The sequence below is a fragment of the Bifidobacterium asteroides genome, assembly GCF_003202755.1.
Taxonomy (GTDB): domain Bacteria; phylum Actinomycetota; class Actinomycetes; order Actinomycetales; family Bifidobacteriaceae; genus Bombiscardovia; species Bombiscardovia asteroides_F.
Genome location: NZ_QGLK01000001.1, coordinates 954,988 through 974,820, shown reverse-complemented (window position 1 = coordinate 974,820; position 19,833 = coordinate 954,988). Strand labels below are relative to the sequence as shown.

At 59.3% G+C, this 19,833-nt stretch carries 19 protein-coding genes, 1 tRNA gene and 2 pseudogenes; 7 read left to right on the top strand and 15 right to left on the bottom strand.

What is annotated here, in order from left to right; translation table 11 throughout:
• Nucleotides 1-197: 197 nt before the first annotated feature.
• A tRNA-Pro gene (locus DKK74_RS03670) sits at nt 198-274 on the bottom strand.
• Nucleotides 275-453: 179 nt separating this feature from the next.
• Here DKK74_RS03670 and DKK74_RS03665 point away from each other — a divergent pair.
• From DKK74_RS03665 to DKK74_RS03640, 7 genes and pseudogenes are all read left to right on the top strand, one after another.
• The gene (locus DKK74_RS03665; RefSeq protein WP_110412866.1) at nt 454-1,884 is read left to right on the top strand and encodes a UTP--glucose-1-phosphate uridylyltransferase; all 1,431 of its coding nucleotides are present in this window, start codon (nt 454-456) and stop codon (nt 1,882-1,884) included.
• Nucleotides 1,885-2,027: 143 nt separating this feature from the next.
• Nucleotides 2,028-2,811: pseudogene (locus DKK74_RS08885) on the top strand (helix-turn-helix transcriptional regulator); the annotation flags it as partial.
• A gap of 74 nt (nt 2,812-2,885) precedes the next feature.
• Nucleotides 2,886-3,983, top strand: a pseudogene (locus DKK74_RS08880) (helix-turn-helix transcriptional regulator); the annotation flags it as partial.
• Between the two features lie 21 nt (nt 3,984-4,004).
• Nucleotides 4,005-4,328, top strand: coding sequence for a hypothetical protein (locus DKK74_RS03655; protein ID WP_110412772.1), 324 nt, complete (start codon nt 4,005-4,007; stop codon nt 4,326-4,328).
• A 13-nt stretch (nt 4,329-4,341) separates the two neighbouring features.
• Nucleotides 4,342-6,906, top strand: a complete 2,565-nt coding sequence (locus DKK74_RS03650; RefSeq protein WP_110412771.1) for a DEAD/DEAH box helicase — start codon at nt 4,342-4,344, stop codon at nt 6,904-6,906.
• Between the two features lie 84 nt (nt 6,907-6,990).
• Nucleotides 6,991-7,338, top strand: coding sequence for an RNA polymerase-binding protein RbpA (locus tag DKK74_RS03645; protein ID WP_045935333.1), 348 nt, complete (start codon nt 6,991-6,993; stop codon nt 7,336-7,338).
• Nucleotides 7,331-8,047 carry an HAD hydrolase-like protein gene (locus DKK74_RS03640; RefSeq protein ID WP_110412770.1) on the top strand — a complete coding sequence of 239 codons (717 nt, stop codon included), beginning with the start codon at nt 7,331-7,333 and terminating at the stop codon, nt 8,045-8,047. The genes DKK74_RS03645 and DKK74_RS03640 overlap by 8 nt, the downstream gene beginning before the upstream one ends.
• 659 nt (nt 8,048-8,706) lie before the next feature.
• On the opposite strand, the gene DKK74_RS03635 is transcribed toward DKK74_RS03640, so the two are convergent.
• The 14 genes from DKK74_RS03635 to hisF all read right to left on the bottom strand — a co-directional run bounded on the left by DKK74_RS03635 (nt 8,707) and on the right by hisF (nt 19,821).
• Entirely contained in the window at nt 8,707-9,303 is a 597-nt protein-coding gene (locus tag DKK74_RS03635; protein WP_046322860.1) for a MerR family transcriptional regulator, read from the bottom strand.
• Nucleotides 9,304-9,316: 13 nt separating this feature from the next.
• A complete protein-coding gene (locus tag DKK74_RS03630; RefSeq protein WP_046322859.1) occupies nt 9,317-9,760 on the bottom strand; it encodes an FHA domain-containing protein in 444 nt (147 codons plus the stop codon).
• Nucleotides 9,761-9,766: 6 nt separating this feature from the next.
• Complete coding sequence (locus tag DKK74_RS03625; RefSeq protein ID WP_110412769.1) at nt 9,767-10,600, bottom strand: DUF881 domain-containing protein; 834 nt, start codon at nt 10,598-10,600, stop codon at nt 9,767-9,769.
• 4 nt (nt 10,601-10,604) lie between these two features.
• On the bottom strand, nt 10,605-10,937 hold the full coding sequence (locus tag DKK74_RS03620; protein ID WP_015021764.1) for a small basic family protein: 333 nt from the start codon (nt 10,935-10,937) through the stop codon (nt 10,605-10,607).
• 1 nt (nt 10,938) lies between these two features.
• Nucleotides 10,939-11,895, bottom strand: coding sequence for a DUF881 domain-containing protein (locus tag DKK74_RS03615; protein ID WP_110412768.1), 957 nt, complete (start codon nt 11,893-11,895; stop codon nt 10,939-10,941).
• Entirely contained in the window at nt 11,888-12,502 is a 615-nt protein-coding gene (locus tag DKK74_RS03610) for a CDP-alcohol phosphatidyltransferase family protein (protein WP_181414894.1), read from the bottom strand. Before DKK74_RS03610 ends, DKK74_RS03615 begins: the two co-directional genes overlap by 8 nt.
• A gap of 4 nt (nt 12,503-12,506) precedes the next feature.
• A complete protein-coding gene (gene hisG, locus DKK74_RS03605) occupies nt 12,507-13,358 on the bottom strand; it encodes an ATP phosphoribosyltransferase (RefSeq protein WP_110412767.1) in 852 nt (283 codons plus the stop codon).
• A 50-nt stretch (nt 13,359-13,408) separates the two neighbouring features.
• Nucleotides 13,409-13,672: a phosphoribosyl-ATP diphosphatase gene (locus DKK74_RS03600; RefSeq protein WP_046322855.1), complete on the bottom strand. Its 264-nt coding sequence runs from the start codon at nt 13,670-13,672 to the stop codon at nt 13,409-13,411.
• Between the two features lie 31 nt (nt 13,673-13,703).
• Entirely contained in the window at nt 13,704-14,369 is a 666-nt protein-coding gene (rpe, locus tag DKK74_RS03595; protein WP_046322854.1) for a ribulose-phosphate 3-epimerase, read from the bottom strand.
• 90 nt (nt 14,370-14,459) lie between these two features.
• The gene (gene lgt, locus DKK74_RS03590; protein WP_110412766.1) at nt 14,460-15,371 is read right to left on the bottom strand and encodes a prolipoprotein diacylglyceryl transferase; all 912 of its coding nucleotides are present in this window, start codon (nt 15,369-15,371) and stop codon (nt 14,460-14,462) included.
• Nucleotides 15,372-15,408: 37 nt separating this feature from the next.
• A complete protein-coding gene (gene trpA / locus DKK74_RS03585) occupies nt 15,409-16,299 on the bottom strand; it encodes a tryptophan synthase subunit alpha (protein WP_110412864.1) in 891 nt (296 codons plus the stop codon).
• Entirely contained in the window at nt 16,299-18,404 is a 2,106-nt protein-coding gene (gene trpB / locus DKK74_RS03580; RefSeq protein ID WP_110412765.1) for a tryptophan synthase subunit beta, read from the bottom strand. The genes trpA and trpB overlap by 1 nt, the downstream gene beginning before the upstream one ends.
• A gap of 43 nt (nt 18,405-18,447) precedes the next feature.
• The gene (hisI, locus tag DKK74_RS03575; protein ID WP_110412764.1) at nt 18,448-18,882 is read right to left on the bottom strand and encodes a phosphoribosyl-AMP cyclohydrolase; all 435 of its coding nucleotides are present in this window, start codon (nt 18,880-18,882) and stop codon (nt 18,448-18,450) included.
• A gap of 162 nt (nt 18,883-19,044) precedes the next feature.
• A complete protein-coding gene (gene hisF, locus DKK74_RS03570) occupies nt 19,045-19,821 on the bottom strand; it encodes an imidazole glycerol phosphate synthase subunit HisF (RefSeq protein WP_110412863.1) in 777 nt (258 codons plus the stop codon).
• Between the last annotated feature and the right edge of the window lie 12 nt (nt 19,822-19,833).

The window sequence follows — 19,833 nt, the reverse complement described above, 5'->3', positions numbered from 1 at the left end:
ACACTACGGCACCGCCATCAACTGGAACGAGTTCCACACACCAGTCAGATACCCCAACACCACACTCTGACCAACACACAACCAAACCCACACACAGAACCTAAAACAACGCGTTTAGTTCCTATAGGCCCGAAATGTGCCCGATTCGGGGCATACAAAAAATTCCAAGGCCCGGAAGCCTTGGAATCGTTGCTATTTGGTCGGGCCGGCGGGATTTGAACCCGCGACCCCTTGACCCCCAGTCAAGTGCGCTACCAAACTGCGCTACGGCCCGACAGTGCATCAGCACCGAGTAGAGATACTAGCACAGCGTAACGGGGCCGACAACGGTCCGGCGAGTCCCAGGAAACAAGTCCAGGCAGACCAGGTCACATGATCAACTTGCTATCATGTTTCTGGACGGTCGACGCAACCCGCGTCGACCGCAAGTCGTCCCAGCCCGGAAGGGGTTCCATGAGCACAGACGTTTTCGACCTTTCGGCCGCGAAGATGCGAGACAAGGGCATGAGCGAAGTCTCCATCAACCAGTTCAAGCAGCTTTACGAAACTTGGGAACGGGGAGACGCCAAGGCCTGCGTGCGCGAGAAGGATGTCACTCCGCTCAAGGACGTGCCCCGTACCAAAGATATCCACGACACCATGAACATGGACATGGCCCTGGATGCATTCTCCCGCACGGCCTTCATCAAGCTCAACGGTGGACTGGGCACCTCCATGGGCCTGGAGAAGGCCAAATCCCTGCTGCCCATCCGTCGCCACAAGGCCCGTCGCATGCGTTTCCTGGACATCATCATGGGCCAGGTGCTGACGGCCCGCAAGCGTCTAGGGGTTCCGCTGCCGCTGATCTTCATGAACTCCTTCCGCACCTCGCGCGACACCATGCGCGCGGTCAAGCAGGACCGCCGCTTTGTTCAGAAAGACGTGCCCATGGAGATCATTCAGCACATCGAACCTAAGATCGACGCTGACACCGGCCGTCCTGTCGACTTCCCAGCCAACCCCGACCTTGAATGGTGCCCTCCCGGCCATGGCGACATCTTCTCGACCATCTGGGAGACGGGCCTGCTGGACACACTCAAGGAGCATGGAATCGACTATCTGTTCATCTCCAACTCCGACAACCTGGGCGCCCGGCCTTCAAGGACCCTGGCCGGTTATTTCGCGCAGTCCGGAGCGCCCTTCATGATCGAGGTGGCCAAGCGCACCGATGCTGATCGGAAGGGCGGCCATATCGTTATCGATAAGGCCAGCGGACGCCTTATCCTACGAGAGATGTCCCAGGTGGACCCGCACGACCGCAGCTCAGCCATGTCCATCCGCAAGCATCCCTACTTCAATACCAACAGCATCTGGGTCAGGGTCGATGCCCTGCGCGACAAGCTAGCCGAATACAATGGCGTGCTGCCGCTGCCCATCATCGAGAACCGGAAGACCGTCGACCCCACCGATCCATCCACCCGCCCCGTGGTGCAGCTGGAGACCGCCATGGGCTCTGCCGCCACGCTCTTCGAAGGAGCCATCTGCGTACAGGTGGACCGTATGCGCTTTCTGCCGGTCAAGACCACCGACGACCTGTTCATCATGCGCTCCGACCGCTTCCATCTGACCGACTCCTATGAGATGGAGGATGGCAACTACGATTTCCCAAACGTTCAGCTGGATGAGCGCTACTACAAGTACATCGCCGACTTTGACGAGCGCTTCCCCTATGGGGTTCCCAGCCTGGCGGCCGCCAACTCGGTCACGATCGAAGGCGACTGGACCTTCGGCAGGGATGTGACCCTGTATGCTGATGCCCATCTGAGTGATCAGGGGCGCTCATCATACGTGCCCAATGGTCAGTATGTGGGACCCCAGGGGATCGAACCGGACGAGTGGGTCTAGGGCCAGTCTCAGCAGGGTTCAGCCTGTCAAGAAAAGGGACCGTATTTGGTTGTTTGGCTCCCAAGGTCCTGAAAATCAATCTATGATAGATAAGCGTGCGTTAGGCGCACTGATACAAAAATTTTAACGATACGCGAGGACTGATGGCAGAAGGCACGAACGGAAGACGGCGTTTCTCGGATAAATGGGGCAAGCACGAACTTGATGTCCTAGCCGTCTTATCGTCAGCTTTCCCACAATGGCTTACATCTCGGCAAATAGCCCAACGGGTCAAGGCCTATGCCGACTCCTATGGCGAGCTGGCTGACCAGGCCGCCAAGGCAGCCTTCGCCAAACAGTTCCAGCGTGACCGCGCCAAGTTGGCGGCCATGGGCATAGCCATAGAATCCCGTCAGCCCGAGTATTCCTCCAAGTCAGAGGGGCAGGATTTCGCCTCCTACCGTCTGCAGCTGGGGGATGAGCCCCGCATCCGTATGCACTTCAATCAGGAGGACATGCCGGTGCTGGCCGCGGCCAACTACCTAGCGCGATCCATAGCCATGTCCCAGGAGGCCAGCGAGGAGCCGACCCGACCGGTCTCGCGCACCACGCCCCGGGTACCGCAGGTGCCCATCCCCGGCCTTGGCCTGGACTCCATAGCCCCTGGATTGGGCACCCAGCGCATTCCCGACGATCTGGTCAAGGTCATCGATTCCCGCCGCTTCGCCGCCACTGTGGACGTGGACGGGGAGAACCTGAACGTGGCCTATGCCGACTCCGATGACCTGGCCATGTTCGTCTTGGAGCACCCCGATGCCTCCATCGTCAGCCCTCAGGAGGCCGCAGATGCCTTCCGGCGCCGTCTGGATGCAGCGGCCCGCTTCAAGCTGGCCGACGAGTCTTTGAGCCCCGGCGCGGCAACGGTCATCTCTCCGGAGATTGCCCGGACCAGCGTCGAGCATTTCGCCACTGACCTAAGCGACGACGACACCGACCTCCGCCACGCCCGTCGGGTCAGTGCATCCTCCTTCCAGACTGGATCCGAGGTGGACCGCCGCCTGCGGCTCATGCTCTTCCTGTCCGCCCACCTGGGTGAGGAGTTCTCCCTGGCCGAGCTGGCCGATCGCTTCATCGGCCATCCCAACAGCAAGGAAGAACTGCGCAAGTACGTCAATACCATTCACAAGGACATCAACACCCTGACCACGGTTTCGGACGATGGCGAGATGGCCGGCAGTCAGTTCTTCGACATTGACTGGTCCCTTCTGGACGACAGTGGCATCGTCTCGGCCACCAACTCGCTGGGGCTGGAGCGACTGGCCGGCATTTCACCCCAGTACCTGAGCATGCTGACCGCCTCTCTCAACTACCTGGCCCATTCGCCCCTGCTGCCCGAACAGTCCCGCACCCAGGCCGAGTCGCTCTACCAGCGCCTGCGCACGCATGTAGGGCCGGGGGAGACACCCTGGCTCTCCCTGACCGGGTATGAGACTGAGCCCAAGAGCTTCTCGGTAGTCCGACGTGCCATCAAGACCGAGTCTTTGCTGGACATGGAGTACACGGACGCCGCCGGCCGCACCCGCCGCAAGGTGGTGGCACCTGCCAAGATCTTCGTGGATGAGGGCGTCTACTATGTCGCCGCCTGGACCGATATAGGCGATGCAGCAGAGGGCACTGAGGCTGCGGATGCTCCCTCGGATTCCAGCCGCCACCTCAAGCAGGGCACCGGACGCAACAGGCAGTGGCAGGTTCTGCGAATCGCCAGAATCGAGCATGCAACCATCGTTAAGCCCAGCCATAAGGTGGAGTTCCCGGATGTGCCGGTCAGCGAGCTGCGCAAGTGGTCCTTCGACAACGGCACGGCTGCGGTCTTCATCACCGACCGGCCGGATCTGCCCTACATTAAGTCCCTGCCGGGCGCCTCGGTGGAGCCATGCGGATCCGGGCAGAAGGTCCACCTGACCGTCTCCTCGGATTCCTGGTTTGTGGCCTTCTGCATAGCGCACGCCAAGCACATCACCGCAGTGGCGCCCAAGACCCTGCGCACCATGATCCTGGCCCGCGCCCAGCGCGAGATCACCATCAGCGACGCTCACGACAAGGAGCAGGACCGGCACTAGTCCCGGTCGGAGAGGAGTGCCATGCCTGGATGGATCTGGATCTTTCTGGTGATCTTCATGCTGGCCATGCTGATTGGCGGAGCCGTCTACGCCATCCGCCACGCCATGACAGCCGGCCAATCCATAGGACGGGTCTCAGACGATCTGAACCGACACATGCCCCAACCTCCAGTTGCAGGACAGTCCCAGGCAACAGATAGGGCTGAAGGTCCGGCTTTCGCCCTGCCCCTGTCGCAGTCAACCGAGCGCTACAGCCAGGCCCACGCCCAGGTTCTGCAGCGCAGGGAGCAACGCAGGAGGAATCATGCCTGCGTCTGGCGGCGGTGGAAGCAGTTCAATAAGTAGTTCTTGGAGGAATATGTCAGGTCATCGTCACCACGGACAGGATTCATCAACATCCGAACCGGGGCCGGCGGAACGCTATGCCCGTTTCAGTCGTCATCGTAAGCGAATGACCGGGGCGCCCGCACGTTTTCAGTCCAAGTTGCCCTTCCCTCTGGACGACTTCCAGCTGGAAGCCATCACTGCTCTGGAGGATGGCGACAACGTCTTGGTGGCCGCTCCGACTGGCGCCGGGAAGACCATCGTAGCCGATTTTGCAGTATTTTTGGCCCAGGAGCAGAACGTCAAGACCTTCTACACCACCCCCATTAAGGCCCTGAGCAACCAGAAATACCATGACCTGGTCGACCGCTACGGCGAGGACCGTGTGGGACTGCTCACCGGCGACACCTCCATCAACTCCGAGGCAGACATCGTAGTCATGACCACCGAGGTCTTGCGCAACATGCTCTATGAGCAGTCCTCCACCCTGACGGCACTCAAGTACGTAATCCTGGATGAGGTCCACTATCTTGCCGACCGCTTCCGGGGACCCGTCTGGGAGGAGGTCATCATCCATCTTCCTGCCTCCATCCGCATTGTGGGGCTGTCGGCCACCGTGTCCAACGTGGAGGAATTCTCCGACTGGATCTCATCGGTGCGTGGACGCACCCATCTGGTGGTCTCCGAACGCAGGCCCGTACCGCTGGAGCAGCACGTCCTGGTCCAGGCCGACAGGCACACCGAGCCCGAGATCCTCGACCTGTATCGACACGACAGTTCAGGACGGCAGACCCCAAAGATCAACCCACGTCTGGTCTCCCGGCTGGCCCAGCTGGACAAGGCAGGACAAGAACGTGCCCAGGCCCGTGATCAAGGACACCATCACCATTATGGCCGCGGCGGCAGGCCAGAGCGACGGATGGGGGAGCGGTATCGTCCAAGCCGGGCAGACGTGGTCGATGAGCTGGACTTCATGGACATGTTGCCCGGCATCTACTTCATCTTCTCCCGTACCGGCTGCGACCAGGCCGTCCAACAGTGCATCCGGGCAGGCCTGCAGCTGACTACTGATGAGGAGGCCCGCCGAATACGGCACATCGTGGACTCCATGGCAGCCGGCCAGCTCAGCAAGGAGGATCTCAAGGCGCTGGGATTCTCCCAGTTCCGTTTCGCTCTGGAGCAGGGCTTCGCCGCCCATCACGCTGGCGTGGTCACCCTCTTCCGGCAGATAGTCGAACATCTGTTCGAACTGGGACTGCTCAAGGTGGTCTTTGCCACTGAAACCCTGGCTCTGGGCATCAATATGCCCGCGCGCTGCGTGGTGGTGGAGAAGCTGGAAAAGTTCGACGGCACCGGCCATGTAGCCTTGACACCCGGCGAGTTCACCCAGCTGACCGGCCGCGCCGGCCGGCGCGGCATCGACGACATCGGCCATGTGGTGGTGGTCGACCATCGGGACTTCAGCCCCAAGACCATGGCCGCCTTGTCCAGCAGGAGGGTCTACCCGCTGCACTCCAGCTTCCGGCCCACCTTCAACATGGCCGTCAACCTACTCAACTCATCCAGCTACGGGCGTGCCCGGGATACCCTGGATCACTCCTTTGCACAGTGGGAGGCCAACCGATCAGCCTCGGAGCTGGAGGAACGCATCGAAACCCTGACCAGCGGCCTGGAGGACTACCGAAAGGCAGCCCGGTGCAGCCGTGGCGATCTGATCGAGTTCATGCGCATCCGTGCAGCCCTCTCCTCGGCCCAGAAGAATGACCGCCGCCGCTTGAAGCGCCAAAGGTTCACCAGTGAGAAAGCCCGGTCGCAGGCCTTCCGCGACCTTGACCATCATATCGACCAGTTGCGCGAGCAAGAGCGCAACCATCCCTGTCGCCAGTGCCCGGACTTGCCCAAGCATCTGCGCTGGGGTAACCGGTGGATTCGCATGGACAAGGAACTGCAGCGCACACGGGAACAGTACGAGTCCAAAACAGGATCAGTCTCACGCCAGTTCGACAGAATCTGCCAGATTCTGGCCGACCTGCGCTACACACGGCCTGTGGACCCTGACGACTGCCGACTGACCCGGAAGGGGCAGCTGCTTCGGCGCATTTACAGCGAACAGGATCTGAGCCTTGCCGAGACCCTGAATCGGGGCATCCTCAATGATCTGGAACCCGCCGAACTGGCGGCCGCCGTCTCTGGACTCGTCTACGAATCCCGCCGTGGGGTAGGGGAGCAGCCAGGGGAGAGGACCGGATACCGGGCTCCCAGGCTGGTTGAGGCCGTGGAGGATATGAAGCGTCAGTGGTCCCAAGTGCAAGAACGCTGCGATCAGGCCGGATTGGAACTGCCCCCGGAACTCGACTTCGGCTTGGGGCCGACCATTTACGACTGGGCATGCGGCGACTCGCTGACCACCATCCTGCGTGACAGCGATCTGACGGCGGGGGACTTCGTGCGCAACGCCAAGCGCCTGTCCGATGTGCTTACCCAGATCGTCCAGGTGGAACCCTACCTGGGCAGGGGAGGGCATCACCTGGCCAGGACTGCCAGCATCGCCGCTGATCAGGTTAACCGCGGCATTGTGGCTTATACAGGCGTGGAGTGAACACGGCCGCAGACAGGGAATAAGTTTCAGGTCAACACTGTTCTGTAGCTTGGAGGCAGTGACGGACACGAGTATGGAGGAATCATGGCAGAGCGCAGTCTTCGCGGCATGAGTATTGGGGCGAAGTCCCTGGAATCCGATCAGAATGTGGACTTCGCGGCACGCAGCGAGGTCGCCTACATCTGCCCCAAGGGCCATCGGACCATTCTGCCCTTAGCTGAGGGCGCTGAGGTGCCGCAGGAGTGGGAGTGCCGCTGCGGGCAAATCGCTCACCTTGAAGGACATGACGAGCAGGAGTCTGGCAAGACCGGCAAGCCGACCAGGACCCACTGGGACATGCTGCTGGAGCGTCGATCCGAGGACGAGCTCAAGGCTGTCCTTGACAAGCGCCTGAAAATGCATCGCGAAGGATGGTTCCCTGACTATGAGTAAATCACCGCGCCGCCTGGTTCTGCTGGATCTGGACGGTACCCTGACTGCTTCTCACCCTGGCATTCTCGCTTCTGTGGTGCAAACTTTCAAAGAGCTTGGTCATCCTGTGCCCGATGAGAGCGAGCTTCGACGATTCATCGGACCAGCTATCGAAGTATCCCTGCGCAACAACGGCATCAGTGAGGAGGATGTAGATAGGGGCGTTCAAATCTACCGGCGCTATTACAGCGAGATAGCAGCATTCGAGGATCCTGAACACCCAGGACAACACATCCCAGGTCGACTGCTCGCCACGGTCTTTGACGGCATTCCCGATCAGCTGAACCGTATGCACGAGCATAGTCTGACATTGGCTGTGGCCACCTGCAAACCCGAGTACCAGGCCCTGCCGGTCTGTGACCACTTCGGACTGACTCCACTGGTAGACGGCGTCTATGGCGCCAGCAAGGACTCTACAAGGATCACTAAGGCCCAGGTCATCACCTACGCTCTGCAACAGCTTGGTTTCAAAGCCAAACAAGGCGACCGAGCCCTTATGGTCGGCGACCGCTGGACTGATGCCGACGGTGCACTGGAAACCGGCCTGGACTGCCTGGGATGCGGCTGGGGCTATGCCGAGCCCGGAGAACTTGAGTCTCACGGGTGCTACCGAGTCATCGACCAAGTCGGCCAATTGTGCCAAGCTGCCGAGGATTACTTCCAGGAATAACACCTTGTTCAGGATCTGTCTTGTGCCAACGAGCACACACTTTTGAGGCCAAAGACATATGCATGTCAGTATCAGCAAAGATTCGGGAACAGGGTATGCCGGTATGCCCATATATCTATCGATTTAAAGGCAGTTCAGTCAAAAATATGAGTCGATATTGAACTGCCTTAAGTCAGCACTGCAGTATTTACAATAAGCCAATAATGATGTTCCGGCCCTACATAGATGTACCGCTTAACCCGGCAAATCAAGGAGTAGAACTACGAGAGCTATTCCCGAAGAAACAAATGCTTCAGAGGAAACAACTTACACTTCATCACTAAGGGAATGTGTTAATAAACTGACCTTTAGATGCCAAATTTTAGCTGTCATTGCCACAGCTTCAATAGCCGGTCATGTAGGTGCGGTTTTCGGGCTGTTGTCTTACTTGAATCACTGGTGATAAAGATCAGATTTGAGTTTTGCGATTGTCTGCGCACCAGGTAGTCGACAATCGCAAAACTCAAAGCAAGGACAGTAGCAACCGTGAAATCATAGTCAGCAAAACAAATTGTGGCGAAACACCAGTAAGCCGATAATGTACGTTATGTCAAATTACTTATTATTTTTCTCCCCCTTTAGGCCGCCACATGGCCTTCGCACAATGTTGTCCTCGTCGATCATGCAGCCCGTTGACGCTGCTCGTGCTGGTGCTCCAAACGCTGGCGCAGACGCATAGCCGTCAGCTCGTCGATGGGCCGCTCAGGCAAGCCTGGTGTCAGCTGTCCGGTAGTCAAATCCACATGGTCGCAGGTCTGCAGTTCCAGATCCATCCGATGCCAGATAGCACCCACAGAGATAGCAAAGACGGCACGCCCGGACTGCATCAAAGCGAAGACCTGATCCGGGCCTGAACACTCGCTAACCTCGTCCCCGTCGCAAACCACAGTCACATGCTCAAGCTGACCGACTGTCCGATGCTCAAGATAAGCCACAGTGCTCGTTGCGTTGACCAGGTTGACGCCGGCATCCAGAAGTCGCTTGAGGACCGCCAGGATGACCACATCTTTAAAAGAATATAGCCTGCGGGAGCCTGATCCGTGTGAGGCCTTGATTGAGGGCTCTACAATCCGTTTGCGGGCCCAGTAATCCAGCTGCCGATAGGTGATGCCGGCCACCTTGGCCGCGACAGTTCCCCGGTAGCCTCGGGTCGTGCCCTCGGCCTGCTCAGCCGAGAAGAGTTCCCCCTGCACCAGCTTCGGCACCTCTTCGGCCATGCCATGCCCCCTATCAGCTCTTGGCGATGACTGCCCGATTGTCGAAGTAGACCAGCCTGAACTTGCCGATCATGATCTCGTCGCCGTTGTGCAGGTCGGCCTGGTCAACGCGTTCACGGTTGACGTAGGTGCCGTTAAGGCTGCCCGTGTCCTCGACCCTGAAGCCTTGGTCAGTCCGTACAAATATGGCGTGCGCCCTGGAGACTGTCGAGTCGTCCAACAGAATATCCGCTTTGGGATCACGGCCCACGCTGACCTGGTCCTCATCCAGCAGATAACGCGATCCCGACACCGCTCCCCTAGTAGAGATCAGCAGGGCTGTACCCTCAGGCAATCGGGCCATAGTCTCCAGATCGTCCTTGGTCAGTGGACGGTCACCGTTGGAGGTGACTGGAATGTTCAGGGCCGGCATGCCAATGATGGTCGTCTCGCCCGCAGTGGGAATAGGTTCTGTCATAACTGTCTATTCTACAGGCTTTGCATACTGATAGTCCTGCACGCGTCGAACCTGGTCGATTCTGACACTATCGGACTGCTCCACGGACACGGATGCGTGGAATTGGACCTTGATCCGCGAACCCACTCCCCCGGCGATCTGAATGGCGTTCTGCAGGCTGTCCGGGTCCCCGATAGCCTTGACTACGTAGGGACTGTGCAGCTTGGTATGATCGCACTGCAGGCCGGTGCGGGTATCCAGCAGATAGGTGTTGGTGACCACCCGGACATCATTGAAGGATATGACCTCGGCCCCGGCGTTGCGCAGCTCCTCAATCAGGTTGAACATGGTGGAGGCATCCACACGATCACTGTCCTCGGTGACCGTCACCACTACTCCCCTGCCCTGGGCTGGCAGCCGTCCGGACAGGATGCCACTGCTCTGCTCGTTCTGCTGGGCGATGCGGGCGGCCTCCTTTTGCTTGTCAGCAGCGGACTTGATAGAGGTCAGCTGCTGGTTGAGCTGGCTCTTACGCTCCTCCAGCTTATCGACCTGGTTGCTGGTCTCGTCCAGCACCCGCACCAGCTCTTCCTCGGACAGGCTCTGATAGGAGGACTGATTGTTACGCACCTGGACGGCATATCCAAAGCCCAGCAGGGCGCACATAAGGGCCACTAGGACGCTGGTGACCAGCCTGACCCTGGTGGCGTTGGAGTTGAGTGTGCGCAGAGGCCGCCGACGAACCACAGGGAAAGCACCAGTCTGTGTATCGTCGGATGGAGCCCTGACCCGTCCAGGCCGCCTAGGCGGAATGCTCTCGGGCATTCGTTCATCGCGCTTTTTCCTGAGGGTGTGTCTCATATGCTCACCCCTTGAAAATGAACCGTCGAATAGCGGAGACGTTGGAGAAGATGCGAATACCTAGGACCACAATGACAGCTGTGGACAGCTGAGAGCCCACACCCAGCTGATTGCCCAGGAAGACCAGAAGCGTGGCGGTGATCACATTGGAGATGAAGGAGACCACGAAGACCCGATCTGAGAAGCTGCGCTCGAAGTAGGAACGGACTGCGCCCATCAATGCATCCAGGGCCGCCACCACCATAATGGGCAGGTAGGGCTGCAAGACGATGGGAATGTCGGGCTTGAGGAAGATGCCCGCCACCACGCCTAGGATCAGGCCTAGAATTGCCGACATGTCAATGACTCCTTCCGGCATAGGACAGATTGGGCAGACCGACTGCATTCAAGTTCAGGCGCCGCTGCTTGTTCACATTGACGGTTATGTTCGCATCCTTCAGATCACGCAGGCGGCTCTGCAGATCGCTGCGAGACATCAGATCAGACAGTGCACCCTGGTCGCCTATGGCCTCAATCTTGTAGGGTGCCTCGATGGAAGCGGTACCCACCAGGATGGTCTGACCGGCCGTGCGCACTGATGTCTGTGTTCCTATTCTATTGCCGTTGATGGCAATGGCCTCGGCTCCCGCAGACCAGAGCTTGGTCAGAAACCACTGCAGATCCTGGTCGGTGACCAATTTAATCTGATCCGTATTGTCCCGGGCATCCTTGGAGGCAATGGGGTTAGCCAGGGTGATAACAATGCCTTGGCCCTGCACCTTACTGGTACCGTTGGTCAGATCATCGGCGGTTTTGGGGCCGTTCTGCCCCCGACCGCCCACTTGACCCGAAAGCGTGTCGATATTTCCGTTGAGATCCGAAATCTGGCCGTTGAGGTCATCGGCACGTTTGCTGACCACCTCTACCTGAGAGATCAGCTTTTCACGTACCTTCTGACGCGGGTCCCGGTGCAGCACCTGCACTATGCCCGTGCCAGCCAAACCAACCAGCACACAAATGACGAAGACCAGGATCCTGTTGACCCAGACGCTCAGCGGTGACCTGCGCTCAGCAGGCAATAGGCGGGCATCCTCAAACATAGGATCCATGGGACGGTTGGTCAGATCATCGATCAGCCTCAAGGACTCATCGGCCATGCGTCGACGAATGGACTCCTGGGAGGGCTCAGAGCTCTCTTCATCAACATAGTGACGTTCCAGACCAGCACTGGAGTGCGAAAAAGCCGCCCGGCGGTGAATCAGGGCACGGTCGGGCGGCACGGGGAAGGATTCAGGCACTCTCTGCGGTTCAGTCATGATGGCGGTCCTGACGAAGCAGTCCGATGCCTTGACGTGCGTATATCAGCCCTGCCAGCCAATAGAGGCCCACCCCCCAAATGACGGCCGCCAGGGCCACCAGATGGAAGAAGCGGAAGAAGGCTGAAGTACCCACATCCGCAAAGATCAGGGCCGGTATGGCCAGCATGAGTACGGCTGTGCCGGTCTTGCCCGCGAAGTGAACCGGCAGAGGGCCATAGTTGTGCTGAGCCAGCGCCAGAACCAGCAGACCCATGAGCACGTCCCGGGCCCCGACCAGGGCCAGAAGCCACCAAGGGAGTATGGATGCGATGCTCAGAGCCAGAACCGAACAGAGAATGAGCAGGCGATCAGCCACAGGGTCTAGAATCTGGCCCAGCTTGCTGACCTGGTTGAACCTGCGAGCAATAATTCCGTCCACACCGTCTGACAGGGCCGAAATCAGCATGACCACCAGAGAGATGATCAGGTGCCGATTGGCCACCAGGTAGGCAATAAGGGGTATGGATAGGATACGGAGCAGGCTGATGACATTCGGTACAGTGAGAATCACAGACCGCGGCTCAGGGCTGTACCTGCTGCGTGAAATTCGATCGATCAGTGCCATCCGACTACATTCTAGAAGCTTGAAGAGCTGTTACAAGGATGGCACGCGCACCAATCTCATAGAGGCGGTCCATTAGGTTGTTCACCTGGTCCCTGGGGACCATGGCCCTGACTGCCGCCCACTGCTTGTCATGCAGGGAGGAGACTGTCGGCGACTCGTACCCGGGCGTGATGCCTACAGCCATGGCTACACGCTCGACCGGGATGTCGTAATCCATCAGTACATAGCGACGGGCTGTCAGCACACCCTCCAGCCTACGGGACATGACCGCCAGCCGCTCATCATCCGGATCCAGGCGGGGCGACCTGATGAGAATCCCCTCCGATTTCAGAATCGGGTCACCGAAGACACGGAGCCCGGCATTGCGCAAGGTGGTGCCGGTGGAGACCACATCAGCGATCAGGTCAGCCACCCCGAGCTGGACAGAGGACTCCACTGCCCCATCCAGATGGATCAGTTCTGCCTTGAGACCCTTGCCAACCAGGTAGTCACCAAGAAGCCGGTCGAAGGTGGTGGCGATCCGCTTGCCGTCCACATCCTGAAGACTGCTGATAGCACTGGCTTCGGGAGCTGCGAACCTAAAGGTGGATGCGCCGAATCCCAGCTGGGTGACCTCGACGGCCCCGGTGCCTGAGTTCAGTAGAAGATCACGCCCGGTGATGCCCAGATCGATGGTTCCCAGGCCGACATAGACCGCTATGTCGTTGGGCCTTAGGTAAAAGAGCTGAATGTCGTTGTCAATGTCATCGACCACCAGCTGCCGATCATTGGAACGCAGACGGTAGCCAGACTCTGACAGCAACCTCCATGCAGGTTGGGACAACATGCCTTTATTGGGCACCGCGACCTTCAACACGGCAACCTCCTAATTACGGAAGCGAATCTACAGCGGGATGGGATTGGGAGTCACAGGTACCTGTAGACATCCTCCAGGGTGATGCCCCGATCGATCATCATGACCTGGATGTGATACAGAAGCTGGCTCATCTCTTCAGCCGTCCGCTCCTTGCCCTCATACTCAGCGGCGATCCAGGTCTCCCCGGCCTCTTCATTGATCTTCTTGCCAATGAAATGCGTGCCTTTGTCCAGCTCGTCAACAGTCAAGGATCCTTCTGGGCGCTCCTTTGCTTTGGTCGTGAGCTCCTCAAATAACCCATCAAAGGTCTTCATCCGGCTATCTCCATTCTTCCTGCAAAACCTGTCAGTCCTTGTAGCTTACCTGCGCAGCCTGCCTGATCTGGTCAATGGCTTTGGCCGGGTCGTCGGCACCATAGACCGCTGAGCCTGCCACCAGAACATCGGCTCCAGCTTCTGCCACGATGGGAGCCGTGGTGGGGCTTACTCCACCATCCACCTGGATATGGGTCTTGAGGCCACGAGCAGTGATCTGGTCACGTAGGCGGCGGGTCTTAGGCATCTGATTGTTCAGGAACTTCTGGCCACCGAATCCTGGTTCCACGGTCATGACCAGAATCATGTCAAACTCATCCAAAATATCGAAGATCGGCTCTACGGGTTCGGCAGGACGCACAGCCAGGCAGGCCTTGACCCCCATGTCGTGCAGCTGTCGGGCCAGGCGGACCGGGGCATGGACGGCTCCAGTGTGGAAAGTGACGGAGGCGACACCCAGCTTGGCAAATTCAGGAGCCCAACGGTCGGGATCCTCGATCATCAGATGCACGTCCACCGGCAAGTCGGTTACCTGGCAGATGCGCTCCACCACAGGTTCGCCGAGTGTCAGGTTGGGTACGAAATGGTGGTCCATCACGTCGACGTGGACCATATCGGCATTGGCAATAGCCTTGAGATCCCGCTCCAAATTGGCGAAATCGGCGGAAAGAATGCTGGGTGCTATCTGAATGCTCATGAAGATCATTCTATGTTGTACGGAAGACCGGCGGTACCGGTTTGTTGCTCAATTGCACAGGTCCCGACCCTCGGGCAACCGACCCCTGTTCTACTTGCTCTGGACCTCAGATTCCTGACGCACCTCAAGCTCGGTAATGGTCCTCAGCTTTTCGGACAACAGGGAGGTCGGCTTGCCCTTGCGCGCTATGAGGACGAAGGCTGCAGCAGCCAGGAAGAAGACCGTCATGGACACCCAGACGTTGATCCTGACACCTAGGAATTCGTGGGCGAAGTCGATGCGAAGGGCCTCGATCCAGGTGCGCCCCAAGGTGTACCACATGACATAGAGGGCGAAAAGGGAGCCAGCCTTGAGGATGTTCACGGCCTTGTGGCCGATCCAGACCAGGAGGGCCGCGCCGATCAGGTTCCAGATCATCTCATACAGGAATGTGGGCTGGAAGAGGGTGCCGGTCGGACAGGTAGCCCCGTCATAGCACTGTTCGCTGCTGCCGATGGCGGAACCTGCGGCGTCGATCTTCAGTCCCCAAGGCAGCGTAGTGGGAGCCCCGTAGAGCTCCTGGTTGAACCAGTTGCCCAGCCGCCCGATGGCCTGGGCCACCAGAAGGGCAGGAGCCACGCTGTCAGCCAGCAGGGCGGTCGGGTAATTCTTGTGACGGCACCAGACCCAGGCTGCTAGAGCTCCCAGGAGAACTGCACCCCAGATGCCCAGACCGCCTCGCCAGATGCGCAGAATGTCTGCCGGGTTGCCATCAGCTCCGAAATACCGCTCAGGAGTGGTGATGACGTGATAGAGCCTTGCGCCGACGATGCCGGCCGGTACCGCACAGATAGAGATGTCCAGAATCTGATCAGTCCGGCCACCCTCCTTCTTCCAGCGTCTGGTCGTGATCCAAGCAGCCACGATGATGGCCAAGAGCATGGTCAGGGCATAGAACCTGATGGTGACCGGCCCCAGATGGAAGCTGGATATTCCCGGCGATGGAATGTAGGCAAGCGTCATAAAGCCCCAATCTAGCCCCTAGGCCTTACAGCCCCACTCACTTCCTGGCCTGGGAGATGCCCCAGCGCAGGTCGGAGCAAACCTCAGCCAGGGCCTCCAGAGCCTTTCTGCGATCTTTCCGCGGCCTGCCCTCGTCATCCAGAAGGCAGTGGACCAGAGCCGATCCGACGATGACCCCGTCCGCGTAAGCGCCGACCTGGGAGGCCTGCTGGGCGGTCGAAACCCCGATGCCCACGCAGACATAAGGAGCGCCCGCATGCCTGACTCTCGCCACCAGGTTCTGGGCCGAATTGGACATACTTGTTCGCTCGCCGGTCACGCCCATTCGTGAGGTCGCATAGACGAATCCTCTGGCGGCTCGAGAAGTGATCTGCAGACGTGCATCAGTGGAGTCGGGCGAAACCAGATAGACCCGGTCAAGGCCATAGCGGTCAGACTGCTCTATCCATTCCCCAGATTCGTCGACAATCAGATCCGGAGTGACAAGCCCGGACCCGCCAGCCTCGGCCATACGCTGGGCAAAGTCCGCTACGCCATGATGCAGAATCAGATTCCAATAGCTCATGACCAGAGCCCTTGCACCGTCCGCCTGGACCTGGCGAACCGCATCGAAGACGCCCTCGACCTTAACGCCATTGTCGATGGCGCACTTGCTGGCTGCCTGGATCACTGGGCCATCCATGACCGGGTCGCTATAGGGCAGTCCGATCTCAACGATGTCGACACCGCTTTTCACCATGACCCGCATGGCCTCCAAGGATGTTGGCACGTCGGGAAATCCGTAGGGGAAGTAGCCGATGAAGGCTGGCTTGCCCTGCTGCCGGAGGGCCTGCAAAGTGGATGCCACCGGGCTGGCCGTGCGGCTGAACCCTTTCGGCTGGACGGGCTGCACGGGGGCTTTCTGCCATTGCCATAGCTGGTTGACCATCATCGGGCCTCCTCTTCTGCTTGATCACTCTTGCCATGCCCGGCCTGGGCTTCCAGTGCGCTGGCCTCCTGCTCGGACAGGTAGCCGAACCATCTGCCCGCAGTGGCCACATCCTTATCGCCTCGGCCCGAGATGTTGATCAGGATGACAGGATTCCTGATTCCCTTGCGCAAAAGGTCGGTGGCTGCCTTGCTGGCTCCTGCCAAGGCGTGCGAAGACTCCAGGGCGGGGATGATGCCTTCGGTCCGGCAGAGGTCACTGAAAGCCTGCATGGCCTCCTTGTCTGTTGCGTAGTCATACTTGACCCGGCCCATGTCGTGCAGCCAGGCATGCTCAGGTCCCACCGAAGCGTAGTCCAGGCCGGCGGAAATCGAGTAGGTGTCCATGGTCTGGCCTTGGTCATCCTCCAACAGATAGGACTTGGTCCCCTGGAAGACGCCGACCTGACCTGTCCCTGGCGACAGGCGGATGGCGTGCTCGCCCGACTTGGGCCCGTTCCCGCCGGCCTCGTATGCGTAAAGGGAGACACGAGGATCGTCCAGGAAAGTGTTCATGATGCCGATGGCGTTGGAGCCTCCACCGACGCAGGCCACAACCCCATCAGGATGGTCGATGCCATACGCAGACAGCTGAGCTGAGGCCTCTTCGCCGATGATCTTCTGAAAGTCCCTGACGATGGTCGGGAAGGGATGGGGGCCGGCCACCGTGCCCAGCAGGTAGTGGGTGGACTCCACGTTGGTCACCCAGTCGCGCAGGGCCTCGTTGATGGCATCCTTGAGAATCCTGGTCCCTGTGGTCACTTCGACGACTTCGGCGCCCAGCATTCGCATCCTCGCCACGTTCAGGGCCTGTCTGCGGGCGTCGATCTGCCCCATGTAGATTCTGCACTTGAAGCCCAGGAGGGCACAGACCGTAGCCGTGGCCACGCCGTGCTGTCCGGCGCCGGTCTCCGCAATGACGCGGGTCTTGCCCATCCGCTTGACCAGGAGCCCTTGCCCCAGGGCGTTGTTGATCTTGTGGGCGCCCGTGTGGTTCAGATCCTCCCGCTTCAGGAAGACCCTGACCTGGCCGCCGACCCGGTCACTGATCAACTTGGCGAACCGGGGGGCCGGCGTCAGGGCCGAGGGACGCCCCACATAGACTCGGTTGAGTCTGTTCAGCTCCTCACGGAAGGCCGGATCTGCCTTGGCATCCTTGTATACACGCTCCAGCTCGTCAAGGGCACCCACCAGGGCCTCAGGGACGAAGCGTCCGCCATAAGGGCCGAAATAGGGACCGTCATGGGTTGAGAGGGGTTTGGCCTCAGCGGCCTTGAAGCGATGGCCGGCCTGGACCAGCAGGCGAACCGTCCCCTCCTGGTCCTGGGAGGTGACCAGACCTTCTCCTATCAGGACTGCATCGGCCCCGGCCCGGGCGTACCGCTCCAGCTCGACCGTCCCGAACACTCCGGACTCAGCCACCTTGACCACATCCTTGGGCAGGTTGGAAGCTAGACGGGCATATTGGTCAACGTCAACGCTCAAGTCTTTCAGGTTGCGGGCGTTGATGCCAATCACCCTGGCGCCGGCCGCGATGGCCCGCTCAATTTCTTGACGATCATGCGTCTCGACCAGGGCGGTCATGCCCAGACTCCCAGCCAGATCGAGCAGGTGCTTAAGGCGGGTGTCATCCAAGGCCGCCACAATTAGCAGGATCATATCGGCCCCATTGGCTCTGGATTCCCAGACCTGATAGTCGGAGACGATGAAGTTCTTGTTGAGCACGGGAATGCCCACTGCCTGCCTGACCTGTCGCAAATCTTCCAAAGACCCCAGGAAGCGTCTGCCCTCAGTCAGGACAGATATGGCTGAGGCACCCCCGTTGGCGTACTGCCGGGCCAAGGCAGCAGGATTTTTGATGTCTGCAAGATACCCCTTGGAGGGCGAGGCGCGCTTAATTTCTGCGATAATCGGAATGCCGACGCTCTCCCTGAGCAGTCGGGCAGCATCCAGAGGTTTGCGCTTCATGCTCCTGACCTGTTGCTTGAGGCTTTCCAAGGGAATCTTCTGTACCCGGCCCCTAGCATCCTCCACGGCACCGGCCACCAGTTCATCCAAGACGGTCATAGAGCCCTTCCCTCCAGTTTCCTGTGTGTTCCCTGCCACAACCTTAGCGTCTTTCTGCAATGGATGGCCCTTCCTCACTATTCATTTCCGCCTGAGTACGATTGCCCTGCACTACTGGAAGCGGTCCGCCGGCTTCGAAACACGACCTGGTCCCGGTATGGCAGGCCGCCCCTACTTGGTCCACCTCGATAAGAAGCGCGTCCCCGTCGCAGTCAATGCTGACTCCCTTAACGTATTGGACATGCCCGGAGGTGTCACCCTTGCGCCAGTATTCCTGCCTGGAGCGGGACCAGAATGTGACCCTTCCTGTCGTCAAGGTCCGTCTAAGGGCCTCCTCGTCCATGTAACCGACCATAAGCACCTGGCGACTGTCATACTGCTGGACTACAGCGGCCACAAGCCCCTGATCGTTCTTCTTGAGCCTAGACGCTATGTTCGGATCCAAACGTTCTTCCTGGTCATTCGAAGACTGTGACATTGATCCTCGTTCTCCTTGATTCAGCTAATTGATTCAGCTGGTTTGTCCGACATAACCCTGTCGATTTATTGTTTATAGTATGGGTATAGTTTCCCGATGTCTGCCAACAAGGCCTGCAAACGCCGTGCACCGCGTGGTGCCGAAGTTCTCTGCGGGATTGGTTCAGGCCTGCCATCGGACCGGATACCCGGCCGCATGGAGCGCCTGCTTGACGTCCTGGATGGACACCTGACCAAAATGGAAGACGGAAGCAGCCAAGACCGCATCGGCCCCAGCCTTGACCGCAGGAGGAAAATCGGCGGCCTTGCCTGCTCCGCCACTGGCGATGAGCGGAAGAGATACTGCCCTGCGCACGTCGGCGATCATCTCCAGATCGAATCCCTGACGGGTGCCATCCGCATCCATGGAGTTGAGGAGTATCTCGCCGGCTCCGAGTTCCTGGGCCTGCTTGACCCAGTCGATAGCATCAATGCCGGTGGACTGGTGGCCGCCCATGGTGGTCACCTCATATCCCGAGGTAATGCCCTGTGCATTGGATCGGCGGGCATCGACCGAGAGCACTAGAACCTGGCGACCGAACCGCTGGGCGATGTCGCCGATGACCTGCGGGTTGGCAATTGCTGCTGTGTTGATGCCAACCTTATCGGCTCCTGACCGCAGGAGAGTATCGACATCCTGCGGGGTGCGCACGCCTCCGCCGACGGTTAGGGGGATGAAAATCTGATCTGCAGTGCTTTTGACCAGGTCCACCATGGTGGCTCGCCCGCTGCCCGAAGCAGTCACATCCAGAAAGGTCAGTTCGTCGGCTCCCTGTTGGTAATAGGCGGAAGCCAGTTCGACCGGATCACCCGCATCGCGCAGGTTCTTGAAGTGGACGCCTTTGACCACACGGCCCTGGTCGACATCAAGGCAGGGAATGACACGAACCGCTACCGTCATGCGACCTGCCTT